Below are 22,380 nucleotides of genomic sequence, written 5' to 3'. Positions count from 1 at the left end.
TTTTCAAAACATTAAGGCGTAATTATATAGATTTTTATATAAAAAATAGCTAAATTTAAGCATGCTTTTAAATTATAAATTTTGAAGCAACCCCTATAAGTGCTGTTTGTGCTTTAAGTATATAGTTGGCTTGTAATTTTGCTCTTTTTATATTTATTTCTCTTTCTTTTTGCGAAAATCCGCCTTCAGCCCCAACCAAAAATACATATCTATCGGGATCAAAATTCATCAAATCTTCACCTTCAAAATCTATCAAAACAATATTTTCATAAGCTTGCTGAAATTTTTTAAAGTCATCAAAACTTTCAAGTTCCATTAAAGAAGCACGACCGCATTGCTGGGATGATTCTATAAGAATTTTTTCCATTCTTTTAAAATCTAATTTAAAATTTTTTTGCGAGTATTCCATATACACAAAAGAAAGTTTTGCTACTCCAAGTTCATTTAAAAAAGGTAAAGTTTTTTCTATAACCTTTGGATCAATCACCGCCAAAGCTAAATGTATATATGTTTTTAATTCTTGTTTTTCTTCTTTTTTGTCAAGTAAATTTAATACGCAAGAGCGTCTAGAAAGCTCTATGCATTCATAAGTGTAAGTATAAAAATCTTTCAAATTCTTTAATATAATTTTATCACTCACTTTAATTCTTCGAGCCTTTAAGTGTAAAAAGGCTTCATTTTCTAGCTCTAAACTTGCAGTACCACTTTGTGGGTGATATAAAAATTGCATTAAAAATAAAACCTCTTAAGTAAATAAGGTACAAAAAGTAAGAATATACCTAAACACAAAATAAAAAAACTTAAAAATCTAAATTTAGCATAGCGTTTAAACAATCTTGCTTTTTTAAATAAAACAAATTGATAAATAGCCAAAGCAAAAATCAAAATCCAACAAAACCACATAGAAAGCACATAGAAATTAAATTCAAAATGCTTTAAAGCCCATAACAAACTTCCAGTAAAAAGTGTAATTGCTAAAAACAAATAATAAATTGGTAAAAATAGACGAATTCTTTTTATAAAGATAAATTCTTGTGAGAAGTTACTTTGAGTCAAATACAAATAAAACAACATTAAAAAACCATTTGTATATAAACTATACACATGCAATGCTAAAAAAAATTCATAACTTTGATCCATTATTGTCCTTGTGTATTATTTTCATCTTGTATATCATCATCAACAGGTATAGGAAGTGTTTCATCATCTATAATGACATTAGAATCACTTTGTTCAATCTGAACTTGCTCGGTTTGTATTTCTTTTTTTATATTTTTATTCTCTTGATTTGAACAAGCCATAAAAAGCGATATTGGCACAATCAATAAAATCTTTTTCATTACACCTCCTTTTGATTGATAAAAACAAAATTTACATCTTGAAGTTTTTCAAAAAAATCTTTATCTTTCCATTCATCTCTTATAGCTTGCGAAAAGTCAATATCTGCCAAATCAATCTTTGGTAAAAATTCACTATAAGCATCTTCTCTAAAACCTTGTGCATAACCCGTTCTTGTTTCATGTACAATAATGCTTTTTAAACTAACACCTTGCTCACCATTGACCATCTTAGTCTTTAAAAGCAAAGTATCAATCAGTACAAAAAATATGCGTACAAAATTTTCCGCACTTACATTCACAGGTAAACTCACCCATCTTTGCGAGTGCTTTTTCATATCTTCCAAATAAGCTTTATCATCATCTTTAAAAAGCGTAATAGCATGATCAAAACTATCAATAATTTGTTTTATCTCATCTTTTAACAAACCAAAATCATACACCATTCCAGCATTATCAAGGTATTTACTCTCAAGTAAAATTTCTACTTTATAAGAGTGGCCATGTATGCTTGTTTTACATCGCTTGGAGCTACAAAATCTAACAATATGAGCATTTTCAAATTCAAATATTTTTCTAATAATCATACGCCTTCTTTATCTCCCCAAATTCTAATATGCAATCTATCGGAGTAATTATATCCATTTTTTATACAAAATTCAGCAACACTTAAGGCGTTTTTGGAAATTTCTTCTTCATTTGACCCCATAGGCATACAAAAAACATCATTTTTACAAACTTGTAAAATTTCATTGATTTCTTCTAAGGCTTTATTTTCTTGTAAAAAATCCTTATCCAAAACAAATTTATAAAAACTTTCCTTAGCATAATTTTTAAAAGCTTTCAAAGCTTTTTCATTAATTCTTTTTTCTTTTTTTACACCACTATTACTAAGCTTTACCCCTAAAGCAAAATAACATTTTTTATACAAAGGATATTTTTCAAAATCAATTTCAATACTTGCATTCGTTTCAAAATGCACCATAAAATCATTTTCTAAAAGTAAATTAATAAAACACAAAAAATCTTTATTTTGATAATTTAACAAAGGCTCACCGCCCGTAATTACAACTATAACTTTGCGTGAATTTGCTAGCTTCAAAACCTCATCAAAAAGCTTTGTTGAAGTATATGTTTTATAACAAGTTTTAAATTCTTTAGTAAAAACAGCTCTTATAGTATCACAGCCCAAAAGTATTTTAGAATCTTTTTCTTTTTTTACTCCAAAGCCTGCGCAGTTAAAATTACACCCGGCAAATCTTACAAATATAGCCAAATTTCCACTATATTTTCCCTCACCTTGCAAGCTTAAAAAAGTTTCAACAACTTCCATTATCCACCTGTTTGATAAAAGGCTCTTGTAGAACTTTGATTGGCTTCATTTTCTGCCCATCTATTTTTTTCTGATTTATTTTTTATCACGGTTTTTAAAACTTCACAAGCACCTGCTATGTCTTTATTGCGTATAGCTTTTTTAATGCTTAAAGCCTCATCATAATATAAACAAGGTATTAAAAGCCCTTCGGCTGAAAGCCTTATACGGTTACAACTATCACAAAAATCATGGCTATGTGGATCAATAATGCCAAACTCATATCCATCTTCAAGTTCATAAATAGTCGCAGGTGCATTTGGACTTTTTTGTCCTTGTTTAAAAGAATACTTTTGAGCAATGATATTTAAAATTTCTGTTGATTTTAAGCCTTTTAAATCTCCATAAGCATGATAATTTTCCATAAATTCTATAAAGCGAATTTGGCTTTTGCGTGCTTTGGCAAATTCTAAAAGATCGATAAATTCACTATCATTAATTCCTTTAAGCGCTACGGTGTTAAATTTAATATTAAAACCTAATTCTAAAGCCTCATTAATACCATTTAACACATCTTTGAGTATGTTTTTTTGAGCTAATTTAAAGGCCACTTCTTCTTTTAAAGTATCCAAAGAGATGTTAATTCTTTTTAAGCCCGCTTGTTTTAAATCCTTTGCTTGTTGTTTTAATAAAGAAGCATTAGTAGTAAGCGCTAGATCTATATCTTGCTTATACTCACTAATCATAGTAATAAATTTATGCAAATCTTTTCTTACTAAAGGCTCACCACCTGTAATACGAATTTTTTTAACTCCTTCATCAATACAAACCTTAACAAACATAAAAAGTTCTTCAAATGATAAAAGATTTTCCTTAGCACTCCATTCAAATGGAGTTTTTGGCATACAATAAAGGCAACGGAAATTACATCTTTGTGTTACTGAAATTCTTAAATAATCAATCACTCTTCCATAGCTATCTACTAACATCAAAGGCCTTTATAATAATTTATTAAATTTTAAAATAAGCTCAACCCTGCCCATGCCTATACGCAAATCTTTTGCAATTTGCTCAATGGATTTTTTTTGATTAAAAAGTTCGATAACTTTTTGCTCTTCATTATCATAGCTTGGGCTTAATTTTGTAATACTTTGGGTTTTTTGTTCTAAATTTAATAAACGATTTTTTTGCTCACTTTGAAATTCTTCAATTACTTCCTCTACTTCTTTTAAAGCACTTAAAATAGGAATAATATTTTGATTGATTTTTTGTTCTAGCACCTGCAAAAGTTCTTCTTTTAATTCTTCTCTTATGGCTTCAGTGTCTATTTCTTCTTTTTCTTGCTCTTGCTCATCTAAACTTTCTTTTTTTAAATAATGATATTGTTTATTTAAATCTTCTATCATTTTACCAAGCTCATTAATCTTAACAATACTTTCTTTTTCTTTAATCATCATATAAGCAAACATAGCAAAAATTAATAAAGCTACAACTAGCCACAATAATAAATCACTATCCATTTTCTTGCTCCTTTAAAATTTTAATCATTGCTCTTTGCATATTTGCTACAAAATTATCATACACAAGCTCATCTTCTGCTTTTATTTGCGTGATTTTTGCTTCATTCTCATTTAATGCTTTAAAAAAAATACTAATTTTTTGACCATTTAAATTAAATCTAGCATAATAATCTTCATCTTGCATTAAACACCTATCTTTAAATTGAATATGTGTAAAATTTACCCCAATCACAAAAGATTTATATTTTAAATTAACAAATAATTTTGTTTTATTAATATCATTTTTTATCAAATACAATTCTTGCTTTAAATCCATAAGCAAATCAAAAATCAACTGCTCACCCTCGCTAAATTCTACCCTTGAAGCAAGCTTTTTCCATTTGCTTAAATTGACATAATTATTACTTGAAACATATTCTTGCAAAAACTCTTCATATCTTTCTTTGCTCTCTTCAAATTCTAATTCCAAAGAGCTTTTAAAAAATTTCATCTCCATAAAAGATCAACCCATATAAAAATAAAAAACACTATACTTAAATACCCATTTAAAGTAAAAAATACTTTGTCAATTTTTGCAAAATTCTTTCTAACAATGCGGTGCTCAAAAAATAAAATAACAGCACTAACAATCACACCTAAAAATGCAATATTTCCTGTTGGAGCTACCCAAACAAATAAAAACCAAAAAAGCACTGCTAAAACATGACAAAATGCTGAGATGAACAAGGTTGCTTCAAGCCCAAATTTAGCAGGTATAGAGTGCAAGCCTGTCTTTTTATCATACTCCATATCTTGCAAAGCATAAAGTAAATCAAAACCAGCTGTCCAAAAAGTAACACCCAAACACAAAATAACACTATAAATTTCAATACTTCCCAAAACCACAATACTGCCTGCAATAGGAGCAAGTCCTAAGCAAAATCCTAATACTAAATGCGCTAGGGATGAAAATCTTTTAAAGGCTGAATAAATAGCTAAAATAAACAATACCGGCAAAGAAAGAGCAAAGGCTAGTTTGTTGATAAAATAACTTGCCAAAACAAAAATAATAGCATTTAAAATAATAAAAAGTAAAATGCTAGTTTTACCTATACGACCATCGATATTAGGTCTATTTGCACATCTTGGATTGTTTTTATCAATGTCTTCATCCATCAAACGATTGATTGCCATTGCAAAATTTCTTGCACTTACCGCGCAAATAACACCCAAAAACAAAGCTTTAAAACCAAACCAAGTGCTATCATTTAAAATAACAGAAGCTACAATCATAGAAACAAACAAAAATGGTAAAGCAAAAATAGAATGCTTAAAAACAATCAAGTCCAAAATATCTTTTAATTTTTCTTTTAATAAAGGCATTTTTTCTCTTTATAATATATTTTTGTTATGATTTTACTAAAATAATTTTAAATTTAGGATATTTTTACGATGTTTTTTGAATTTGCTCTTATTGGAACTACTGCAAGTGGCAAAACAGAACTTGCTAACAAACTAGCTTATGAATTTAATGCAAGCATTTTAAGCCTTGATAGTCTTTGCGTGTATAAACAAATCAACATCGCTTCAGCCAAAACAGAGCAAAAAACCTTAGATGAGCTTGATTATTTTGGCATAAATTTATTAAATATCAATGAGCATTTTAACATTGCTTTATTTTTTGAAGAATACAAAAAAGCAAAAGCCTTTGCTCAAAAAAACAATCAAATGCTTATCATCACAGGTGGAACTAGTTTTTATTTAAAAGCTTTAATGGATGGCTTGAGTGAAAATTTCAAAGAAAGTCAAAGCACGCTAAGTAATGATGAAATTTATTATTTAATGATAAAAATTGATCCACATACCAAAATAGAAAAAAACGACACCTATCGCTTAAAAAAATGGCTTGGAATTTATGAGCAAACTAATAAAATCCCAAGCGAAGTTTTAAAAGAAACAAAACAAGAAGCTTTAATTAAAAAACTTGATATTTTTGAAATTTCTTGGCAAAAAGATCTTTTGGAAAAACGCATTATTAAACGCACTAAAAATATGCTTGATGAGGGTTTAATAGATGAAGCTAAAATGCTATATAGTAACTACGATCATCATTTAAAAGCACTAAATTCCATAGGCTTAAAAGAATGTAAAGATTTTTTAGATAAAAAAATAAATTTAAACGAGCTTGAAGAACTCATCATCATTCACACAAGACAACTTGCCAAAAGACAAAGAACTTTTAATAAAAAATTCAACAAAGAAATTTTAGATTTTCAAAACGCTTATGAAAATTTAAAAGCTTATATTTTAAAAAAACATCAAGGCTGAGTGTTTAAGACATTTAATTTATCTTTACATAAATTTTGCCAATTGCTTGTTGTGTTAATATCTATACAATTTTGCAAACTTTGCTTTTGATTTTGCATATCTTTTAAATCTTCATAAATATTACTTTGCATATAAAAAGCTCTTGCGCGCTCATCGTCTTTTAAAGGATTAGCAAGCAAATCTTTAAACAAAGTTAAGGCTTGTTGAGCTTGATTGTTTTGTTTTAAGGCTTTGATATAGATAAATTCTAAATCCGGACTAAAAAGATTTACTCCTTTTAAATTTTGATAATCAATAGCCTTTGGAGCATAAGTTAAAATACTTGTTAGAAAATTATTTTTTTCACAATAACGCAAAAACTCATAATATAATTCCACCATACGATAATTCATAGGAAATTGCTCTAGTTTTTGCAAAGTTCTTATCATGGCATTATAATCTTGCAATTTAAGTTCAGCAAAAAATTTAATATAATTTGCTTCAAATTTTTCATCATCGCTAATAATAGTTCTTGTATTTAAAATATCATTAATTGTTTTTACAACAAAACGATAACGCTTATCTTTAAGCGCCAAATCTGCACTTTGGAGTTTATAAAAAATAATATCATCATTTTCATTTTCAACTATATATTTTTTAGCTTCTTCTATACGAGTAGTACGCTTAAAGCATTCAAGCATTTGTTTTTTATTTTGTATTTTATTTCCCACATCATATACCTTAAAATCATCATATATTTTAACAGCAGCTAAGCACTCATCATTTTTTAAATTTTGTTCTAAAACTAAGATAGCAGCTTGTTCTAAAAGATTTTTGATTTCTTTGTTGGAATATTTTTCTATGTCTTTTTGATAACTTACAACTTTTTCATAATTTTTTTCTTGAAAATATAATCTCACATTATCAAATAAAGCCATACTAGAAATTTCTCCAGCATACTTTTGCATGATCTCTTCATATCTTTGATGTAAAAAACTTGCATTATTATCTTTTAAATATAAGAAATTTTTATCTTGAGCTTCTTTTATTAAACTCACATATTCACCCAAAGGAAAATCTTCTGTGTAAAGATCTAAATACTTTTGAGCTTTAGTATGTTCATTTGCATTTAACAAAGCCAAAGAAAGATCTTTTAATACTCTTTCATATTCTTTATCGACTTTAGTCAAATGCGTAAAAATATACTCATAAATTTTAGAACTTAAATCATAAATTCTATGATTACTAAAAGCCTTAGCTAAAGATAAAGAATTTTCTAAATCACTCATAAAAAATTCAGGATTTGATTCTAAAATTTTACTTGCTAACTCCTTGGCTTCTTTTGTATTTTGCGCTTCTAAATAATTTTTAGACAAAAATAAAGCAGCTCTACTAGCTAAATCTGCATTCGGAGTAGAATAGTATACATCTTGATAAATATTATTTGCTATATTTTTTTTACCCAAATGATATAAATAATCTGCATAATCAAGTAAAGCAATTATGGTATATTTATCATCTTTATGCTCAGTACTTAAAGTATCAATAATATAATCAACATTAGACCTTTGAGATAAGCCCATATAAACTCTCATCATGATATACATTACTTCCGTATAATCTTTATCATTAATATAAGTTCTCACCCATCTTTTAGCATCATCTAGCATTTGCTCTAAAATTTGCTGATCTTTATCAAGCTCATAAGTGTAAAGCTTATTTTGCGCTCTTAATTTATAAAGCTCAAATTCATTCATAAATACACTACCTTGATAACGCTTAATAGCATTAACAGCATCTCGTAAAACTTGATCGTATTTTTTGGCTTCATATTCTTGTTTGATATTAAAATATGCATTAAAATCTGCACTTTTTGAAGTTTCCATAGGATTAGAATTTAAATCCAATGCTCCAATATAAGGCATTAATGCATCATCGAAATAAATATCAAAATCAAGTCCATCGCTAGGTTTATAATACCTTAAATCCTTAGTAAAAATAAACACAAAATGTTTAGAAGTATCTCCATTTTGACTTTGAATTTCTTTAGCATTAAAAATATCTTGAGAATAATTAAACATTTTAGCTAAAATTTTAGGATATATTTTAATTGTCAAAAAAGTTTGGTGTTTTTCAAAATAAATTGTAAAATCATCAAATTCTTTATTTTGAAATTGCATATTACTAACGCCCAAAACATTACACTCAAAATGAGTTTTTTCAAATTCAAAAATACTCTTGCAAGTAAAATCTTTATTATCTTTTAAATGCAAAAGTGTAAAGGGACGATTTTGTTCTTCCCCTTTATTAACAATAACCTCAAAAGAAAATATATAATTTATGCTTAATAATAATAAAAATAAAATCCTTATCATGAGCGTGATTATAGCAATATTATTTCACAAAAGCAAAAACGCACATGATAAGCTTCCGATAAAACATAAACTTAAAATAATCTTTTGCTTAATATCTAAATTTATACTCTTTATAGATTGACTTTTTTTAAAAAAGATATAAATTAAAATTTTCAAATAAGCATAAAGCATGATCATGGAACTTAAAGCTATAGCAAATATAAGCACATAATAGCCCGAATTTAAAATAGAAGCTAAAATTAAAATTTTACCCCAAAAAATCCCAAAAGGTGGAATTCCTGCTATACATAAAATAAACATAGCTAATATTATAGATAATACGGGTCTTTGATCAAATAAGCCAGAAAAACTTTCAAATGAGCTTTTTTGAAATAAACTTAAGATTAAAAAAATTCCATAGTTTGCAAAAGCAAAAGAAACCCAATAAACGAACAAGGCAAAAATTGAAAGCAGGTAAGAAGTTCCATCTCCTTGAGAACTCACACTCATACTAGAAACAATAACAGCCAATATAAAAGAAGAATGAGTAATAGAGCTATATGCAAGCATTTTTTTTGCATCTTTTTGAATTAAAGCTACTATGCTTACAGCAAGCATAGAAAAAATTGCTAACGATGCGACTATGTATTCAAATTTTACTCCACCGCCTAAAGCAGAAAAAATTCTTAAAACTACTATTATCATAGCAATTTTTGGAACAATAGATATGAAAGCTATAAAATTTGTATGAACTCCACAATATACATCTTTTAGCCAAAAATGAAAAGGAGCGATAGAAAGTTTTACTCCAACAATAACCAAAAACATTACTCCAGCACATAATAATATAGGATCTGAAATATATTCAGAATGCAATAAATTATCCAAATCCAAAGACTTTGTTTTTAAATACACAAAAGCACAAGCAAAAACAAAAAATCCAGCCCCTACTGCAGCTAAGGCAAAATATTTTATGCTAGAACTAATAGCATTATGAGTTCCTCTTAATGCTATTAATGTATAAAGAGCTAAAGAAGATCCTTCTAAAGCTAGGAAAATCACAATCAAATTAGTACTTGAAACCATTAATATTAAGGAAGCAACCATAAACAAAAATAAAGAAAAAAATTCTGCTCTTTGCTCATCTTTGTCTATAAGCAAATAAAGCATAGAAAAAAACAAAATAATTATTTGTGCAAAAATTGCATAATTATCGCTTACAAATAAACCAAAAAAAGCATGAGAATCATCTAAAACAAAACCATTATAAAGCAATAAAAAACACAAAGTGCTAAGCAAAGCTATAACACTTGCTCCTATATAAAAATTTCTAGAAAGTTTTTTAAACGCACTCAATAAAAGTAATGCAATAGCCCAAAAAAGCAATGACAACACAGGAAATAATAATACAAAATTTAATTTTTCTAAACTAAAACCACTCATTAAAAACCTCTTATACTATCTATGATTTTTTGATTTTCTATGGCGATATTTCTTGTTTGCATAACTTCAAGAATACTATTTACATTAGAAGCAATTTGATCTAGCATAGCACTTGGAGCTACCCCTAAATAAATCACTAATGCACTTAAAATACTTAAAACAAAAATTTCACCTTTTTTAAGCGTAAATTTACTACACACTTCTTCTTCGCAAGTAGTAAAAAACATATTTCTATAAATATTTAGCATATAAATAGCTCCTAAAACGATTACACCGCCTGCAAATAATGCATACCATAAATTTACACTTGCCACACCTTGCAAGATCAAAAACTCACCTACAAAGGAAATAGTCAAAGGTAATGAAATAGATGAAAACAACAATACTGCAAAGAAAAAGCTAAATAATGGGGCTGTTTTAGCTAAATTTTTATAAAAGTCTAAATCAAAAGTATGATATCTTTTGTAAAGCATATAAGCGGCTAAAAATAAGCCACCTGTTACTATACCATGTGCAAACATATAAAATACAGAACCACTAACCCCATTATAAGTAAAAGTTACGATACCTAAAATTACCACACCCAAATGCGAAATTGAGCTATAAGCAATTAATTCTTTTAAATCCTTGGCTTTAAAAGCAATTAAGGCTGCATATAAAATTCCAACTATACATAAAATAGCAAGTAAAGAATAATAATGATTCAAAGTATCAGGCGCTAAAGGCAAAATAAATCTTAAAAACCCAAAAGGCGCCATTTTAAAGCTTACAAGCATTACAGATACTAAAGTCGGACTTTTGGTATAAACCTTTGGAGCCCAAGTATGAAAAGGAAATAAAGGACTTTTAATCGCAAAAGCAATAAAAAATCCTACAAATATTAGATTTTGTGCATTCTCAGGTATAAAAAATTCACTCTTATACCAAGCTAACAAATCAAAACTCCAATATCCAAAACTTTGATAATACAAAAATCCCACATAAATAATAGCTAAAAGCATAAGCATAGAACCGCAAAATGCATAAATGAAAAATTTAATCCCTGCCTTATAATTATCTGAATATCTACCTATTAAATAAATAAGCGGTATAAGAGAAAACTCCCAAAATACATAAAACAATAAAGCATCTAATGAAGCAAAAAGTCCTACAATGCAAAATTGTAATAAAAATATACTTATTACAACACTTTTATCTTGAATATCCAAACATATAAAAGATAAAAAAATCATAATAGAACAAAGTAATATTAAATAAAGCGCTATAGCATCTACACCTATGTGAAAATTAACTATCAAAGAATTTAAACTAAATTCATAAGCCATGCCACCATCGTAGTTAAATAACAAAAAAACATTAAAAACTAAAATCAAAAAACTAACTAAAATAGCAAAGGACTTGCTATCTTCTTTTTGTAAAAATAAAGCTATAAAAGCCGCAAAAAATGGAAATAACATTAATAAACCGAGCATATTACACCGCCAAAGCTAAACAAAATAAACACACAAAAGCCAAAACTACAATTCTTAAAGCCAAAGAATAATCCTTACCCATACTAAGAACCCTAGCAAATGTTTTAAGGAAAAATGCAATACTATCTACCAAAGCATCTAAAATTTCTTTATCAGCTTTTCTTAAAAATTCACAAAATAAAGCATACTTACTAACAATAAATTGATGATAAAATTTTGGTATGTAGTATTCATTAAACAAAAGTTTGTAAATACTTGTTTTAGAAAGTGATGGTTTAAACCAATTTTTCCAATAAGCTATGATAGCTAAAAGCACTCCAAGTACCGCAGAAACACTTGCAAGTATCATAACTAAAGAATTTTGACCATCAATAAAAGCTAAATTTTTACTTACAAAATCCATAAAGCCATGCTCAAAAAATCCTGCTATAATAGCAAGTAAAGCCAAAGGACTCATCGCAAGCAAAGCTATTTTACTAGCTTCATGGGGATGTTCTTCATGTCTTTTTGGAGTAAAAAATACAAGCATTAAAAGTCTAAAGCTATAAAAAGCTGTCATAAAAGCTGCTATTAAAAGTACTAAAAAAATTCCATGATGATGGCTTATAAAAGAAAATCCTAAAATTAAATCTTTAGAGAAAAATCCTGCAAAAGGATAAATTCCTGCTAAAGCTAAAGAACCTATAAGCATTAAAATAGCACTAAAACGCATACTTTTATAAAGTCCACCCATTTTACTAATGTCAAGCTTATCATTCATAGCATGCATAACATTACCCGCACCTAAGAATAATAAAGATTTAAAAAATGCATGAGTTGCAAGATGAAATAAAGCTATTGCATAAGCTCCAAGACCTGCTGCTACAAACATATACCCAAGTTGAGAAAGCGTCGAATATGCAATAATTCTTTTTAAATCTTTAGCTACCATGGCCATAGAAGCAGCAAAAAGCGCTACAAAAGCTCCAAGTATAGCGATAAAATACCCTACTTCAGGAACTTGTAAATAAAGCTCCCCTGCGCGAATTACCAAATAAACTCCCGCAGTAACCATAGTAGCAGCATGGATTAGAGCTGAAACTGGCGTAGGTCCTGCCATAGCATCAGCAAGCCAAGTATGGAAAGGAAATTGTGCTGATTTACCCATAGCACCTACAAAAAGTAAAAGTGCTATTAAAATCAAAATCACATCATTTTCATGCCCTAAAGATAAAAGGGTAAAAAATTCATCATATTTTAAAGAGTTAAATTCTATATAAATTAAGAAAATTCCTAAAAGCAAAGCCAAATCTGCAATTCTATTCATGATAAATGCTTCATTAGCAGCAAAAGTGTATTTTTCATTATGATACCAAAAACCTATCAAAAGCCATGAGCAAAGTCCAACACCTTCCCAACCTATGAAAAGTCCTAAGAAATTATCACTCATAATCAAAAACATCATAGAAAAAACAAAAAGCCCCAAATAGCTAAAATAGCGATTAAACCCTTCATCATGCTCCATATAAAATATACTATATAAATGCACAAAAGTCGCTACTATACTTACCACATTCATCATAATCAAAGTAATAGAGTCTATTTTAAAACCAAAACTAACATCTACTAAAGATATCCAAGTGCCAAGTTCAAAATTAAAATGTACTCCATTATTTAATAAAACAATTGAAGCAAGAGCTGAAAAAGCTATAAATAAAGAAGCTAAATAACCTAAAATAATTTTCTTAGCACTAAAAGCAAAAATACCTAAAATAACAGCTGAAGCCAAAGGAGAAAAAAGTGCAATTAAAGCTAAATTTTCCATTTTATCTCTCCTTTTTCAGCTAAAGAGCTAAGCTCTAGTGTTCCTGTTTTTCTGTACCATAAAACACAAAGCGCTATCCCAACAGCTACTTCACAAGCTGCAACTCCCATTACAAATAAAGCAAAAATTTGACCTTCTATGTCTTTATGAGAAGCTCCTGCTGTAACTAAAGCCAAATTAGCAGCATTTAATAAAATTTCACTTGAAATAAAAAGCATAATTAAATTTTGGCGTTTTATGATACCTATTAGACCAATGATAAACATCAAAATAGCCACAATGTAGTATTTTTCTAACATCATTGTTCGTCCTTTTTTATATTTTTTTGAGTAAGTGCTATAGCACAAATTAAAGCTATTAAAAGTAAAATTGCCATAAATTCAAAAGCAAGCATATATTTTGTAAATAGAGCAAAGCCTATTTGCTGAGTAGAATCAAGACTATAAACTTCACTAGTTTCATTTAAACCAAACTCATATCCCATAATAATACTAATTAATAAAACAGCACTAAAAATCACGGCAAAAATGAAGATTCTTTTACCTTTTAAACTTTCTTTTACTTTTATAGAAGCATCAAAAAACATCATAGCAAAACTATAAAGACCTAAAATAGCTCCACTGTAAACAATTATTTGAATTGCTCCAATAAATTCAGCATTAAGTAAAAAATAAAATCCACTTAAAAAAACCATAGCCGCAGCCAAAGAACTGATAGCATAAAGCACGCTAGTGCTTAAAACACTAATTAAAAAAAATCCCAACACCAAAACACTTAATAAACAAAAAGCTATCGTTTCAAACATTTTCTTCCTTTGGAGCATCTTGCTGTCTTTGCAAATCTATCTCATAATAATTTGGAGTTTTCTTTACTAAATCATCAGCATCTTTTCTTAAACTACCACTTCCTTCAAACACTACTTGATTTTTAAGCTCATCGATAGGAGTTAAAAAATCTTCCTTTTGACCAAAATAAGATCTTTGCTCTGCGGCATTTTCATATTCTTTACCATGCACAATGGCAAGTTCAGGACAAACATCAGCACAAAATCCACAATAAATACAACGCCCTAAATTAATACTATAATTTTCGACCTTTTTGCGCCCATCTTCACTTAAACTCGTTTCCATTCTTATACAATTACTAATGCAAATTTTTTCACACAAGCCACAACCAATACAACATTCATTTTCACTTTCAATAAAACGCATCAAACGATGAACTGCACGATATCTATCATCTAAAGCAACTTTTTCCATAGGATATTTAATCGTTGCACTATTGTTTTTTTTAAACATTTCTCTTAATACGACAAATAAACCTACAAAAAGCTCCGTATTTAAAGAACGCTTGATTACTTGTATGAATTTTTCATAAGTATTTTGAGGATTTTTACGCTCAAAATCTACTTTAAAATAACCTTTTTTCATTGTTTTTTCCTATATCACAAGCACTAAAGCACTAATTAATAAATTTAAAACCGCTAAAGGTATTAAAATCAAATAACACATTCTCATTACTTGATCAGGACGCAGTTGCGGAAAAGCACCTCTAGCCCAAAAATACCAAAAGAACACAAAAGACACTTTCAAAAGCATCATAATAGCCCCTGGTATAATCCAAAAATCATTAAATCCACCCAAAAATAAAAGCGATATCATAATCGCTCCGGTAATCATGGCTGTATATTCTCCGATAAAAAACATACCCCATCTAAGTCCGCTATATTCAGTGCCATAACCTGAAACAAGTTCAGTTTCGTTTTCACTTAAACAAAGTGGAGTTCTATTAGTTTCTATAAAAATAGCTATCACAAATAAAATAAAAGCTAAAGGTTGTTTAAAAATAAGCCAAGAAAGTATGCCATCACTTTGATAGTTATTAATATCTACTAAAGACAAAGATCCAACAAGCATTACAACACACACCAAAGAAAGCCCTGCAACGCTCTCATAAGAGATAATAGAAACAAGCCCTCTTGCCCCGCCTAGCAGCGACCATTTATTATTACTTGCTAAACCTCCTAAAAAAATCGCATAAAAACTAACTCCACCCATACCTACAACAAAAAGCAAGGCTACATTAATATCAGCGATAATAGGACGAATCACTCTACCAAATAAAGTAAATTCAGGAAAAATAGGTATAGCTGCAATTGCTACAAAAGCACAAATTGCTGCAATCAATGGAGCGATTAAAAACACCACTTTTTGAGCATAAGTTGGTACTATATCCTCTTTAGTAAAAAGTTTAATCATATCAGCAACTACTTGAAGCAATCCAAAAGGACCTACCATATCAGGCCCTAAACGACGATGAAATAAAGCCAAAGCCTTTCTTTCAAGATAAGTTGCCAAGCCTGCTAAAGTAGCAAAAATAGCTATAACAAGCACGCATTTTATAATTGTTTCTACAATAAAAAAAGTAATATCACTCATATTTTAGCTCCTGCTTTTTCAAGCCAAACTTTTACATATCGAGTATTATCAAATAAAGATTTATAATCAATCTTACTATCATAATCCCCTAAATACGCACCATTTTCTAAAGATTCATCACATTTTACACTTATAGCAATTTGAGTTTTTTCATTTTTTAAAATAACACTATCATCTTGGTTTAAATCAAATTTTTGCATTAAATCAGACGATAAAAATAAAGCTCCAACCTCATTAAAAGCTCTATTACTAAGCTTTGAAAACTGATGAATGCTATTTGCATGATATAAAGTTAAATTTCCTTCATTTTGCTCTTTAACTTCTTGAACACTTAATGTTTTTTCAAACTCAAAATGGGAAAAATCGAGCTCATAACCTCTATGATTTACCCCACCATTATCATAATGATTTTCTAACTCATCAAAGTCAATTACCCTAAAGCCTTTATTTTGTGGTAAAAATTTAGTATAGTTGATCGTAAATTCTTCATCAAAACCTAAGGCATTTGCCAAATCATTTAAAAAATAACCTTTAAATTCTAAAGCCGCATTTGTAGGAACTAATCTTTTATCATAATTTACAAAGCTACCTTCTTGTTGATTTAAACTAGAACTTGCAAGATCAAAATGCCCATCATAAGAAAAAGTAAAATCGCCTTTTTCGTTATAACCTAATGTTTTTCCTGCTTGAAAATCTTGACTTAAATCACAAATTAAACTCACACCTAAGGTATTAGTGCAAGTTGGATTTAAAAAGACTTTAAAATCAGTATATTTTTGCACCAAAGCACAAAGTTTTGCTAGCTTGACACTTTGCTCATCATAGTAAAAATCACTTCCTATAATAAGTGTAAATTTTTGCTTTTTTGCGAGTAAAGTTTCTAAAATATCCTCATCTATGCCAAAATTTTTCGCATAATTTGATCTTTGCACCTCTATGCTTTTTTTAATTTTTTTAGGCACAAGTTTTTTAACTTCTTCTATAATAGTTTCGCCGTTTTCATTTTGCTTTTCTATCTTTTCAGTAACTTCTTCATTGATAGTTTCTTCTATTTCTTTTGTATCTTGATAATACGCATTTTCTAATGTGTTTTTAAAATCCTGCGGAAGCTCTTTGGCAAATTTTTGCAAGATAAATAATAAAATACTTTCATTATCTTTAATATCATGATTAATCTGCAAGAAATTTTTAGAATATTTATCCACGCCTTTATCTTTTATAGGGTGAAAATATAGCCCTGCACCTTTATTCATTACCAAAGCGTTATTAACTTTATATCCTAGCGTTGGCGCATCATAGCGTAAAAATGAACCTACGATGATTAAAAAATCACTTTGAGTGATATCGTCTGTATTTGCATTATACATTGCATTTGCATTTTGATAAAAACAAGCTAGGAAATCTTGGAATTTTTTAGCTTCATGATTTATAAGATTAAGATTAAATTTTTTACTTAAATTTTGCAAGATTAAAGCTTCTTCATTAGTAATAAAACTATTAAATAAAATATTTTTTATTTCATTATTTTTTATCATATTTACTAGTTTTTCAAAAGCTTTTTCGTCTTTACCTTGAACTTCATTTTGGGTATTAAAACCATATCTTGCAGCTTTATTTAGCGTAGCAAAAGCAAAATCATTGCTCACTCTATAAATTTTTTCTTTTTGATTATTAATACTAGTTTGTTTAATATCATAATACATCAACTCACAATCACTTGAATGTGGATTACTAGCTGGAATTTTCTTTAACTCCCAAGCATTAGATGTATATTGAAAAGCCGAACCCACCAAAGCTCCCGTTGGACATACACTTGTACATTCTCCACAAAAAGAACAGTCAAGTATATCGCCACCATTTGGCGCAATTAAACTCTTTTGAAATTTAGTCCAAATAGCTAATGCATCTTTACTCATACTTTCTTTAAAGCTTGCATCGGGCGCGCTTGCCCCTCTTGGAGTAGTTTTTAAAGCACTTTCTCCTATTTTATCTTTACAAACTGTAATACATCTTTCACACACGATACATAAAGCTGGATCATAATTAATCTCGCCCCATTTTTTATGCTCTTTATGGGTATCTTTAATCCAATAATTTTGCACATTTACTCTTGCTTTGTGTGTAAAGTTTTGAAGCTCGCACTCACCGGATTTATCACATACCCCACATTGCAAAGGATGATTAATGCAATATGCTTGCATGATAGCATTACGCTCATCCCATAAATTTGATAAATCACTCTCTACTACCATACCTTCTTTAACTTTAGTATTACAAGAATAAACCTTTTTACCATCAGCTTCTACCATACACATACGACAAGCAAGTGTTGGAGAACAACCATTTAAATAACAAATTGCAGGAATGAAAATATCATTTTTTCTTGCGACATTTAAGATATACTCACCCTCATTTGCCTCACATTCTATACCATTAATGATAACTTTCATTTTATAACCTTAACTTGAGCTTTTGAAAAAGCAAAATCAGCGCTTTCATAATCAAACAAAGCCACCGTGCCTTTCAAATCATGATTGATTTTTACTATAGTTGTAAATTCTTGAGTGTTTATTTTTAAATTAATTTTATCCTCATCCTTAACCTTAGCAATTAAAGCAAAGGAAGAAGAGCAATGCAAATTTTTGTCTCCCAAAGGTGCTTGCATGATAATAGTTCCATCAAAATTATCAAGTTCTAAAAGCTCACTAAAAGAATTTTGTATTGATAAATTTTCTTCATTTTCATTAGAGCAAATTAGCAAAAGATTAAATTTATGACAAAGTTTTTCTAAAAAATACTTAATATTTTCAAAATCTTTATGTTGATATAAATTTTCATCAAAAATAATACATTTTGCTTCTTTTAAAAACTCTAAAATCTCTAAAGCTTCTTCTTCACCAAAGCAAGATTCAGCACTTAAATACCCCTCATCAAATTCGTCAAATTCAGTCTCCAAGCTCATCTTACAAAGCAAAGCAAGCACGAAAGGCACACTTGCAATCTCACATTTATAAAAGTTTGCTTTTAAATTTTTATCCTCTAAACAAGAAATATTATAATTTTTACTTTTGTTAAGCTTAGCGCAAAGTGAAGGATTTTTTAAAGAAAGCAAATCCACAAAACACAAAGCATTTAAGCCTTCTTGATATTTTGCTAATTTCATTGTCCTACCTTTTTAAAAACTATAGTCCAATCTACTTGATTAAATTTTAAAGAATTTAAAAGTTCACAATTTTGCTCTTTTATGAAAGCAAAACTTTTTTCTACATTAGAAAAATCTCCTATTTCAAATAAAACTACTAAAACTTCACCCATGTAAGAATTTTGAATGATTTGTTCTAAATCCTTAAACAAATCTTGACTTTTTCTTAAATCCACGCGTCTCATCGGTCTATCTCGCCTAAAACTATATTAATACTTCCTAAAATTGCCACTGCATCAGCCAAATATGATCCAACAAGCATTTCTTCTAAAAATGCACAATGAAAAAAGCTTGGGGTTCTAGCTCTTAATCTATATGGCCTGCCGCTACCATCTGAGTGGATAAAAAATCCAAGTTCGCCTTTTGGACTTTCAGTTGGCACATACACCTCTCCTTTTGGTGGTTTTAGACCTTGGGTTACTAGGACAAAATGTTGCATAAGAGAATAATTTTGCGTCATGATTTGCTCTTTTGAAGCACTTACATACTCAGGATGATTGCATAAAATTTCAGGCGGAGTATCTTGATAAAGCTTAGCACATTGAACTAAAATTTTTAAACTTTCTCTAAATTCTTGCATATAAACCTTATATCTTGCATAAGAATCACCCATTTTGGCCACAGGCACGCCAAAATCTACCTCATCATAAAGCAAATAAGGCTCTTCTTTTCTAACATCATAAGCAATACCACTTCCTCTTAGCATAACCCCACTACAACCCCAACTTAGCGCTTGTTCTTTGCTTACAACTCCTACATTTTCAGTTCTTGCGCGCCAAATTCTATTATCATCAAGCAAAGCTTCATAATCTTTTATATCATTTGGAAATTTATTACAAAATACCAAAAGTTCATCTAAAAAACCTTCAGGTAAATCAAGCATTACCCCGCCTATTCTCATAGATGAATGCGTAAGTCTTGCCCCGCAATATTTTTCTATTAGATCAAGCACATACTCACGCTCTCTAAAGCAGTATAAAAATACTGTCATCGCACCAATATCAAGCGCATGTGTAGCAAGCCATAACAAATGCGAAGCAATACGGTTTAACTCAAGTAAAATCATCCTTATCACACTTGCTCTGCGTGGAATTTCCAAACCACAAAGTTTTTCCACAGCAGCTACATAGGCATAATTATTTGCACTAGCTGCGATATAATCCATTCTATCAGTAGTTGGGATAAACTCTTGATAGATCATATTTTCAGCCATTTTTTCCATACCACGATGCATATAACCTATACAAGGAGCAGCCTTGGTGATTTCTTCTCCATCAAGCTCTAAAATAAGGCGTAAATTTCCATGAGCACTTGGATGTTGAGGGCCAAGATTTACTATCATGGTGCCATCTTCACGCTCAAAGCTTATATTTTCATAATAAGGTTTTAATTTAGTAGAAATTTGCATTTTATCTTCTCTTATCTAAAATTTTTACTTGCGTTCTTTTGGCTTTTTTAACAAAAGGCACGCCACCTTCTTCTTGATATTCTTGTAGGTATTTATCCTCTCTTGGAGCTTCGCCTTTACCAACCTCATGATAAATTCTACTAAAGTTTAGCGTGTCTTTTTCATCTACAAAACCTGGATCTCTATTTTCTTCACCTACAACCTCGCGGTATTCTTTACCAAAAATTTTATCTATCTCATACCATTTAGCAAATTCATCACCATGCAAAGGATAGCTTTTTAAAAAAGGATATCCATACCAATCATCAGGCATTAAAAGTCTTTTTAAGTTCGGATGATTGATGATGAAAATTCCAAACATATCATATATTTCTCTCTCACACCAATTAGCACCCTTAAAAACGCTCATAACACTTTGAAGCCTTTCTTTTAAACCAACGAAAGTTTTTATTCTCACTCTTAAATTTTTCTCCATATTTAAAAGCTGATAATATACTTCAAAACCCTGTTTTTGAGCGACAAAATCAATCGCACTTGCGTCAGTAAAACAGCTATAACCTAAATTCTTAAGCTTATCAAGAATAGCAACATTATCATCTTTGTTTATCTCAATCACCCAAAAATCAAGCTCTATAAAAGAATTTTTTAACTCAAATTCTTGGCTTAAAATTTGATGATCACTCTCAAAAATACTGCTTTCTATGCTTAGTTTTTTAGTTGCAGGTGCATGGTAAAATCTATCCTCATAATAATTTTTTAACTGAGCATTTTTCTTATCGCTATATTTTCTCATCATATAAGCCTTTTTGGAGCTATTTTTCTGCTTGCTTTTTCTTTACGAATTCTTTTTTGCAAAATCATCAAAGCAAATTGAAAAGTTTCAGGACGCGGGGCACAGCCTGGTACATAAATATCAACAGGAATAATCCTATCCACTCCTTGGACAGTAGAATAGGTATTAAACATACCGCCGGTATTTGCACAAGAACCCATAGAAATAACCCATTTAGGATCAGGCATTTGATCATAAAGTCTTCTTGTAAATTCAGCATGTTTTTTACTTAAAGTACCCGCTATAATCATTACTTCAGATTGTCTTGGACTTGCTCTAAAAATTGTTCCAAATCTATCAAAATCATATCTTGCACCACCTGCTGCCATCATTTCAATAGCACAACAAGCAAGTCCATAAGATAGTGCCCATAAAGAATTACTTCTACCCCATTGCACTAACTTATCAACCGTAGTTAAAACAACTGGCGCATTACTCATTTTTTGATACTCTGCCATGCAAATGCTCCTTTTTTATAAGCATATAAAAAGCCTACTGCAAGTAATAAAATAAAAACAAACACTTCCACTAAGGCAAATAAAGATAAGCCATATTTTGAAAGTTCTGCGGTTAAATCTTTAAAAATCACCGCCCAAGGAAATAAAAACACCACTTCAATATCAAGCAAAATAAAAATCAAAGCAAAAACAAAAAATTGAGAATTGATTTTATTTGCTTGTTTAGAAGCCATAGGCCCGCACTCATAAATTCCTAGTCCAAGTTTTTTTCTATTATGAGAGGCTAGCTTAGAACCTATTTTAGAAGAAATATACACCAAAGTAAAAAATATAACACTTGCAATAACAAGCATTGCAAAGATGCCAAAGTATTGATGCTCTATAGTTGCGTGCGTCATAATAAACCTTTTATTTAAGCATAATTAAATTTATTTTACTTCAATTTAGCTATATAAAAACTTATTATCAAAAAAATAAATTTTTATGTATTTCAAAATGAAACAGTTTTTATCTT

At 29.4% G+C, this 22,380-nt stretch carries 25 protein-coding genes; 1 reads left to right on the top strand and 24 read right to left on the bottom strand.

Annotation, left to right across the window (positions count from 1 at the left end; genetic code table 11):
• Window positions 1–67 precede the first annotated feature (67 nt).
• From L8W40_RS02245 to mqnP, 9 genes are read right to left on the bottom strand one after another with little or no spacing between them, the layout of a single operon-like run.
• On the bottom strand, window positions 68–730 hold the full coding sequence (locus L8W40_RS02245) for a 16S rRNA (uracil(1498)-N(3))-methyltransferase (RefSeq protein ID WP_263664560.1): 663 nt from the start codon (window positions 728–730) through the stop codon (window positions 68–70).
• On the bottom strand, window positions 730–1,140 hold the full coding sequence (locus tag L8W40_RS02240) for a hypothetical protein (RefSeq protein ID WP_220566545.1): 411 nt from the start codon (window positions 1,138–1,140) through the stop codon (window positions 730–732). The genes L8W40_RS02245 and L8W40_RS02240 overlap by 1 nt, the downstream gene beginning before the upstream one ends.
• Window positions 1,140–1,340, bottom strand: a complete 201-nt coding sequence (locus tag L8W40_RS02235; protein WP_263664559.1) for a hypothetical protein — start codon at window positions 1,338–1,340, stop codon at window positions 1,140–1,142. The genes L8W40_RS02240 and L8W40_RS02235 overlap by 1 nt, the downstream gene beginning before the upstream one ends.
• The gene (locus tag L8W40_RS02230; protein WP_263664558.1) at window positions 1,340–1,924 is read right to left on the bottom strand and encodes a 6-pyruvoyl trahydropterin synthase family protein; all 585 of its coding nucleotides are present in this window, start codon (window positions 1,922–1,924) and stop codon (window positions 1,340–1,342) included. The genes L8W40_RS02235 and L8W40_RS02230 overlap by 1 nt, the downstream gene beginning before the upstream one ends.
• Window positions 1,921–2,670 carry a 7-carboxy-7-deazaguanine synthase QueE gene (locus L8W40_RS02225; protein WP_263664557.1) on the bottom strand — a complete coding sequence of 250 codons (750 nt, stop codon included), beginning with the start codon at window positions 2,668–2,670 and terminating at the stop codon, window positions 1,921–1,923. The genes L8W40_RS02230 and L8W40_RS02225 overlap by 4 nt, the downstream gene beginning before the upstream one ends.
• A complete protein-coding gene (gene moaA, locus L8W40_RS02220) occupies window positions 2,670–3,638 on the bottom strand; it encodes a GTP 3',8-cyclase MoaA (RefSeq protein WP_263664556.1) in 969 nt (322 codons plus the stop codon). The genes L8W40_RS02225 and moaA overlap by 1 nt, the downstream gene beginning before the upstream one ends.
• A 9-nt stretch (window positions 3,639–3,647) precedes the next feature.
• Window positions 3,648–4,169, bottom strand: coding sequence for a DUF6115 domain-containing protein (locus L8W40_RS02215; protein WP_133319486.1), 522 nt, complete (start codon window positions 4,167–4,169; stop codon window positions 3,648–3,650).
• Window positions 4,162–4,659 carry a hypothetical protein gene (locus L8W40_RS02210; RefSeq protein WP_263659526.1) on the bottom strand — a complete coding sequence of 166 codons (498 nt, stop codon included), beginning with the start codon at window positions 4,657–4,659 and terminating at the stop codon, window positions 4,162–4,164. The genes L8W40_RS02215 and L8W40_RS02210 overlap by 8 nt, the downstream gene beginning before the upstream one ends.
• On the bottom strand, window positions 4,656–5,531 hold the full coding sequence (mqnP, locus tag L8W40_RS02205; RefSeq protein ID WP_263664555.1) for a menaquinone biosynthesis prenyltransferase MqnP: 876 nt from the start codon (window positions 5,529–5,531) through the stop codon (window positions 4,656–4,658). The genes L8W40_RS02210 and mqnP overlap by 4 nt, the downstream gene beginning before the upstream one ends.
• Before the next feature lie 69 nt (window positions 5,532–5,600).
• Between mqnP and miaA the strand changes: the two genes are divergently transcribed.
• The gene (miaA, locus tag L8W40_RS02200; RefSeq protein ID WP_263664554.1) at window positions 5,601–6,476 is read left to right on the top strand and encodes a tRNA (adenosine(37)-N6)-dimethylallyltransferase MiaA; all 876 of its coding nucleotides are present in this window, start codon (window positions 5,601–5,603) and stop codon (window positions 6,474–6,476) included.
• Here the strand turns inward: miaA and L8W40_RS02195 are convergent.
• Genes L8W40_RS02195 through L8W40_RS02125 form a run of 15 tightly spaced genes read right to left on the bottom strand, consistent with a single transcriptional unit; the run spans window position 6,467 to window position 22,264 of the window.
• A complete protein-coding gene (locus tag L8W40_RS02195; RefSeq protein WP_263664553.1) occupies window positions 6,467–8,830 on the bottom strand; it encodes a tetratricopeptide repeat protein in 2,364 nt (787 codons plus the stop codon). The genes miaA and L8W40_RS02195 overlap by 10 nt on opposite strands.
• A gap of 24 nt (window positions 8,831–8,854) precedes the next feature.
• Entirely contained in the window at window positions 8,855–10,252 is a 1,398-nt protein-coding gene (locus L8W40_RS02190; protein WP_133319481.1) for an NADH-quinone oxidoreductase subunit N, read from the bottom strand.
• Window positions 10,252–11,724, bottom strand: coding sequence for a complex I subunit 4 family protein (locus tag L8W40_RS02185; protein WP_263659531.1), 1,473 nt, complete (start codon window positions 11,722–11,724; stop codon window positions 10,252–10,254). Before L8W40_RS02185 ends, L8W40_RS02190 begins: the two co-directional genes overlap by 1 nt.
• A 1-nt stretch (window position 11,725) precedes the next feature.
• On the bottom strand, window positions 11,726–13,528 hold the full coding sequence (gene nuoL / locus L8W40_RS02180; RefSeq protein ID WP_263664552.1) for an NADH-quinone oxidoreductase subunit L: 1,803 nt from the start codon (window positions 13,526–13,528) through the stop codon (window positions 11,726–11,728).
• Window positions 13,516–13,827, bottom strand: a complete 312-nt coding sequence (nuoK, locus tag L8W40_RS02175; RefSeq protein ID WP_263664601.1) for an NADH-quinone oxidoreductase subunit NuoK — start codon at window positions 13,825–13,827, stop codon at window positions 13,516–13,518. The genes nuoL and nuoK overlap by 13 nt, the downstream gene beginning before the upstream one ends.
• The gene (locus L8W40_RS02170; RefSeq protein ID WP_263660448.1) at window positions 13,827–14,333 is read right to left on the bottom strand and encodes an NADH-quinone oxidoreductase subunit J; all 507 of its coding nucleotides are present in this window, start codon (window positions 14,331–14,333) and stop codon (window positions 13,827–13,829) included. Before L8W40_RS02170 ends, nuoK begins: the two co-directional genes overlap by 1 nt.
• Window positions 14,326–14,958, bottom strand: a complete 633-nt coding sequence (gene nuoI / locus L8W40_RS02165; protein ID WP_133319477.1) for an NADH-quinone oxidoreductase subunit NuoI — start codon at window positions 14,956–14,958, stop codon at window positions 14,326–14,328. The genes L8W40_RS02170 and nuoI overlap by 8 nt, the downstream gene beginning before the upstream one ends.
• Window positions 14,959–14,967: 9 nt before the next feature.
• Complete coding sequence (gene nuoH, locus L8W40_RS02160; protein ID WP_133319476.1) at window positions 14,968–15,966, bottom strand: NADH-quinone oxidoreductase subunit NuoH; 999 nt, start codon at window positions 15,964–15,966, stop codon at window positions 14,968–14,970.
• Window positions 15,963–18,416 (bottom strand): NADH-quinone oxidoreductase subunit G, encoded by a 2,454-nt coding sequence (locus L8W40_RS02155; protein ID WP_263664551.1) that lies wholly within the window; start codon window positions 18,414–18,416, stop codon window positions 15,963–15,965. The genes nuoH and L8W40_RS02155 overlap by 4 nt, the downstream gene beginning before the upstream one ends.
• Window positions 18,413–19,129: a hypothetical protein gene (locus L8W40_RS02150; protein ID WP_133319474.1), complete on the bottom strand. Its 717-nt coding sequence runs from the start codon at window positions 19,127–19,129 to the stop codon at window positions 18,413–18,415. Before L8W40_RS02150 ends, L8W40_RS02155 begins: the two co-directional genes overlap by 4 nt.
• Window positions 19,126–19,353 (bottom strand): NADH-ubiquinone oxidoreductase subunit E family protein, encoded by a 228-nt coding sequence (locus L8W40_RS02145; protein ID WP_133319473.1) that lies wholly within the window; start codon window positions 19,351–19,353, stop codon window positions 19,126–19,128. Before L8W40_RS02145 ends, L8W40_RS02150 begins: the two co-directional genes overlap by 4 nt.
• Window positions 19,350–20,576, bottom strand: coding sequence for an NADH dehydrogenase (quinone) subunit D (gene nuoD / locus L8W40_RS02140; protein WP_133319472.1), 1,227 nt, complete (start codon window positions 20,574–20,576; stop codon window positions 19,350–19,352). The genes L8W40_RS02145 and nuoD overlap by 4 nt, the downstream gene beginning before the upstream one ends.
• A 1-nt stretch (window position 20,577) precedes the next feature.
• Entirely contained in the window at window positions 20,578–21,369 is a 792-nt protein-coding gene (locus tag L8W40_RS02135; protein ID WP_133319471.1) for an NADH-quinone oxidoreductase subunit C, read from the bottom strand.
• Window positions 21,369–21,866, bottom strand: a complete 498-nt coding sequence (locus L8W40_RS02130) for a NuoB/complex I 20 kDa subunit family protein (protein ID WP_039619352.1) — start codon at window positions 21,864–21,866, stop codon at window positions 21,369–21,371. The genes L8W40_RS02135 and L8W40_RS02130 overlap by 1 nt, the downstream gene beginning before the upstream one ends.
• Window positions 21,845–22,264, bottom strand: coding sequence for an NAD(P)H-quinone oxidoreductase subunit 3 (locus L8W40_RS02125; protein WP_220566531.1), 420 nt, complete (start codon window positions 22,262–22,264; stop codon window positions 21,845–21,847). The genes L8W40_RS02130 and L8W40_RS02125 overlap by 22 nt, the downstream gene beginning before the upstream one ends.
• Window positions 22,265–22,380 lie beyond the last annotated feature (116 nt).

It is taken from the genome of Campylobacter sp. IFREMER_LSEM_CL1846 (assembly GCF_025772105.1).
GTDB classification, from domain to species: domain Bacteria; phylum Campylobacterota; class Campylobacteria; order Campylobacterales; family Campylobacteraceae; genus Campylobacter_D; species Campylobacter_D lari_D.
This window is presented reverse-complemented; position numbering and strand designations above follow the sequence as displayed.

Excerpts from the sequence above, each read along its gene's own strand:
- nuoI (WP_133319477.1), bottom strand. The coding sequence starts at position 14,958 with ATGAAAAAAGGTTATTTTAAAGTAGATTTTGAGCGTAAAAATCCTCAA.
- L8W40_RS02185 (WP_263659531.1), bottom strand. The coding sequence starts at position 11,724 with ATGCTCGGTTTATTAATGTTATTTCCATTTTTTGCGGCTTTTATAGCT.
- moaA (WP_263664556.1), bottom strand. The coding sequence starts at position 3,638 with ATGTTAGTAGATAGCTATGGAAGAGTGATTGATTATTTAAGAATTTCA.
- L8W40_RS02155 (WP_263664551.1), bottom strand. The coding sequence starts at position 18,416 with ATGAAAGTTATCATTAATGGTATAGAATGTGAGGCAAATGAGGGTGAG.
- L8W40_RS02210 (WP_263659526.1), bottom strand. The coding sequence starts at position 4,659 with ATGAAATTTTTTAAAAGCTCTTTGGAATTAGAATTTGAAGAGAGCAAA.
- nuoK (WP_263664601.1), bottom strand. The coding sequence starts at position 13,827 with ATGTTAGAAAAATACTACATTGTGGCTATTTTGATGTTTATCATTGGT.
- nuoH (WP_133319476.1), bottom strand. The coding sequence starts at position 15,966 with ATGAGTGATATTACTTTTTTTATTGTAGAAACAATTATAAAATGCGTG.
- L8W40_RS02230 (WP_263664558.1), bottom strand. The coding sequence starts at position 1,924 with ATGATTATTAGAAAAATATTTGAATTTGAAAATGCTCATATTGTTAGA.
- nuoL (WP_263664552.1), bottom strand. The coding sequence starts at position 13,528 with ATGGAAAATTTAGCTTTAATTGCACTTTTTTCTCCTTTGGCTTCAGCT.
- nuoD (WP_133319472.1), bottom strand. The coding sequence starts at position 20,576 with ATGCAAATTTCTACTAAATTAAAACCTTATTATGAAAATATAAGCTTT.
- L8W40_RS02170 (WP_263660448.1), bottom strand. The coding sequence starts at position 14,333 with ATGTTTGAAACGATAGCTTTTTGTTTATTAAGTGTTTTGGTGTTGGGA.
- L8W40_RS02245 (WP_263664560.1), bottom strand. The coding sequence starts at position 730 with ATGCAATTTTTATATCACCCACAAAGTGGTACTGCAAGTTTAGAGCTA.
- mqnP (WP_263664555.1), bottom strand. The coding sequence starts at position 5,531 with ATGCCTTTATTAAAAGAAAAATTAAAAGATATTTTGGACTTGATTGTT.
- L8W40_RS02190 (WP_133319481.1), bottom strand. The coding sequence starts at position 10,252 with ATGAGTGGTTTTAGTTTAGAAAAATTAAATTTTGTATTATTATTTCCT.
- L8W40_RS02225 (WP_263664557.1), bottom strand. The coding sequence starts at position 2,670 with ATGGAAGTTGTTGAAACTTTTTTAAGCTTGCAAGGTGAGGGAAAATAT.
- L8W40_RS02145 (WP_133319473.1), bottom strand. The coding sequence starts at position 19,353 with ATGAGACGCGTGGATTTAAGAAAAAGTCAAGATTTGTTTAAGGATTTA.
- L8W40_RS02125 (WP_220566531.1), bottom strand. The coding sequence starts at position 22,264 with ATGACGCACGCAACTATAGAGCATCAATACTTTGGCATCTTTGCAATG.
- miaA (WP_263664554.1), top strand. The coding sequence starts at position 5,601 with ATGTTTTTTGAATTTGCTCTTATTGGAACTACTGCAAGTGGCAAAACA.
- L8W40_RS02235 (WP_263664559.1), bottom strand. The coding sequence starts at position 1,340 with ATGAAAAAGATTTTATTGATTGTGCCAATATCGCTTTTTATGGCTTGT.
- L8W40_RS02215 (WP_133319486.1), bottom strand. The coding sequence starts at position 4,169 with ATGGATAGTGATTTATTATTGTGGCTAGTTGTAGCTTTATTAATTTTT.
- L8W40_RS02240 (WP_220566545.1), bottom strand. The coding sequence starts at position 1,140 with ATGGATCAAAGTTATGAATTTTTTTTAGCATTGCATGTGTATAGTTTA.
- L8W40_RS02195 (WP_263664553.1), bottom strand. The coding sequence starts at position 8,830 with ATGATAAGGATTTTATTTTTATTATTATTAAGCATAAATTATATATTT.
- L8W40_RS02130 (WP_039619352.1), bottom strand. The coding sequence starts at position 21,866 with ATGGCAGAGTATCAAAAAATGAGTAATGCGCCAGTTGTTTTAACTACG.
- L8W40_RS02135 (WP_133319471.1), bottom strand. The coding sequence starts at position 21,369 with ATGAGAAAATATAGCGATAAGAAAAATGCTCAGTTAAAAAATTATTAT.
- L8W40_RS02150 (WP_133319474.1), bottom strand. The coding sequence starts at position 19,129 with ATGAAATTAGCAAAATATCAAGAAGGCTTAAATGCTTTGTGTTTTGTG.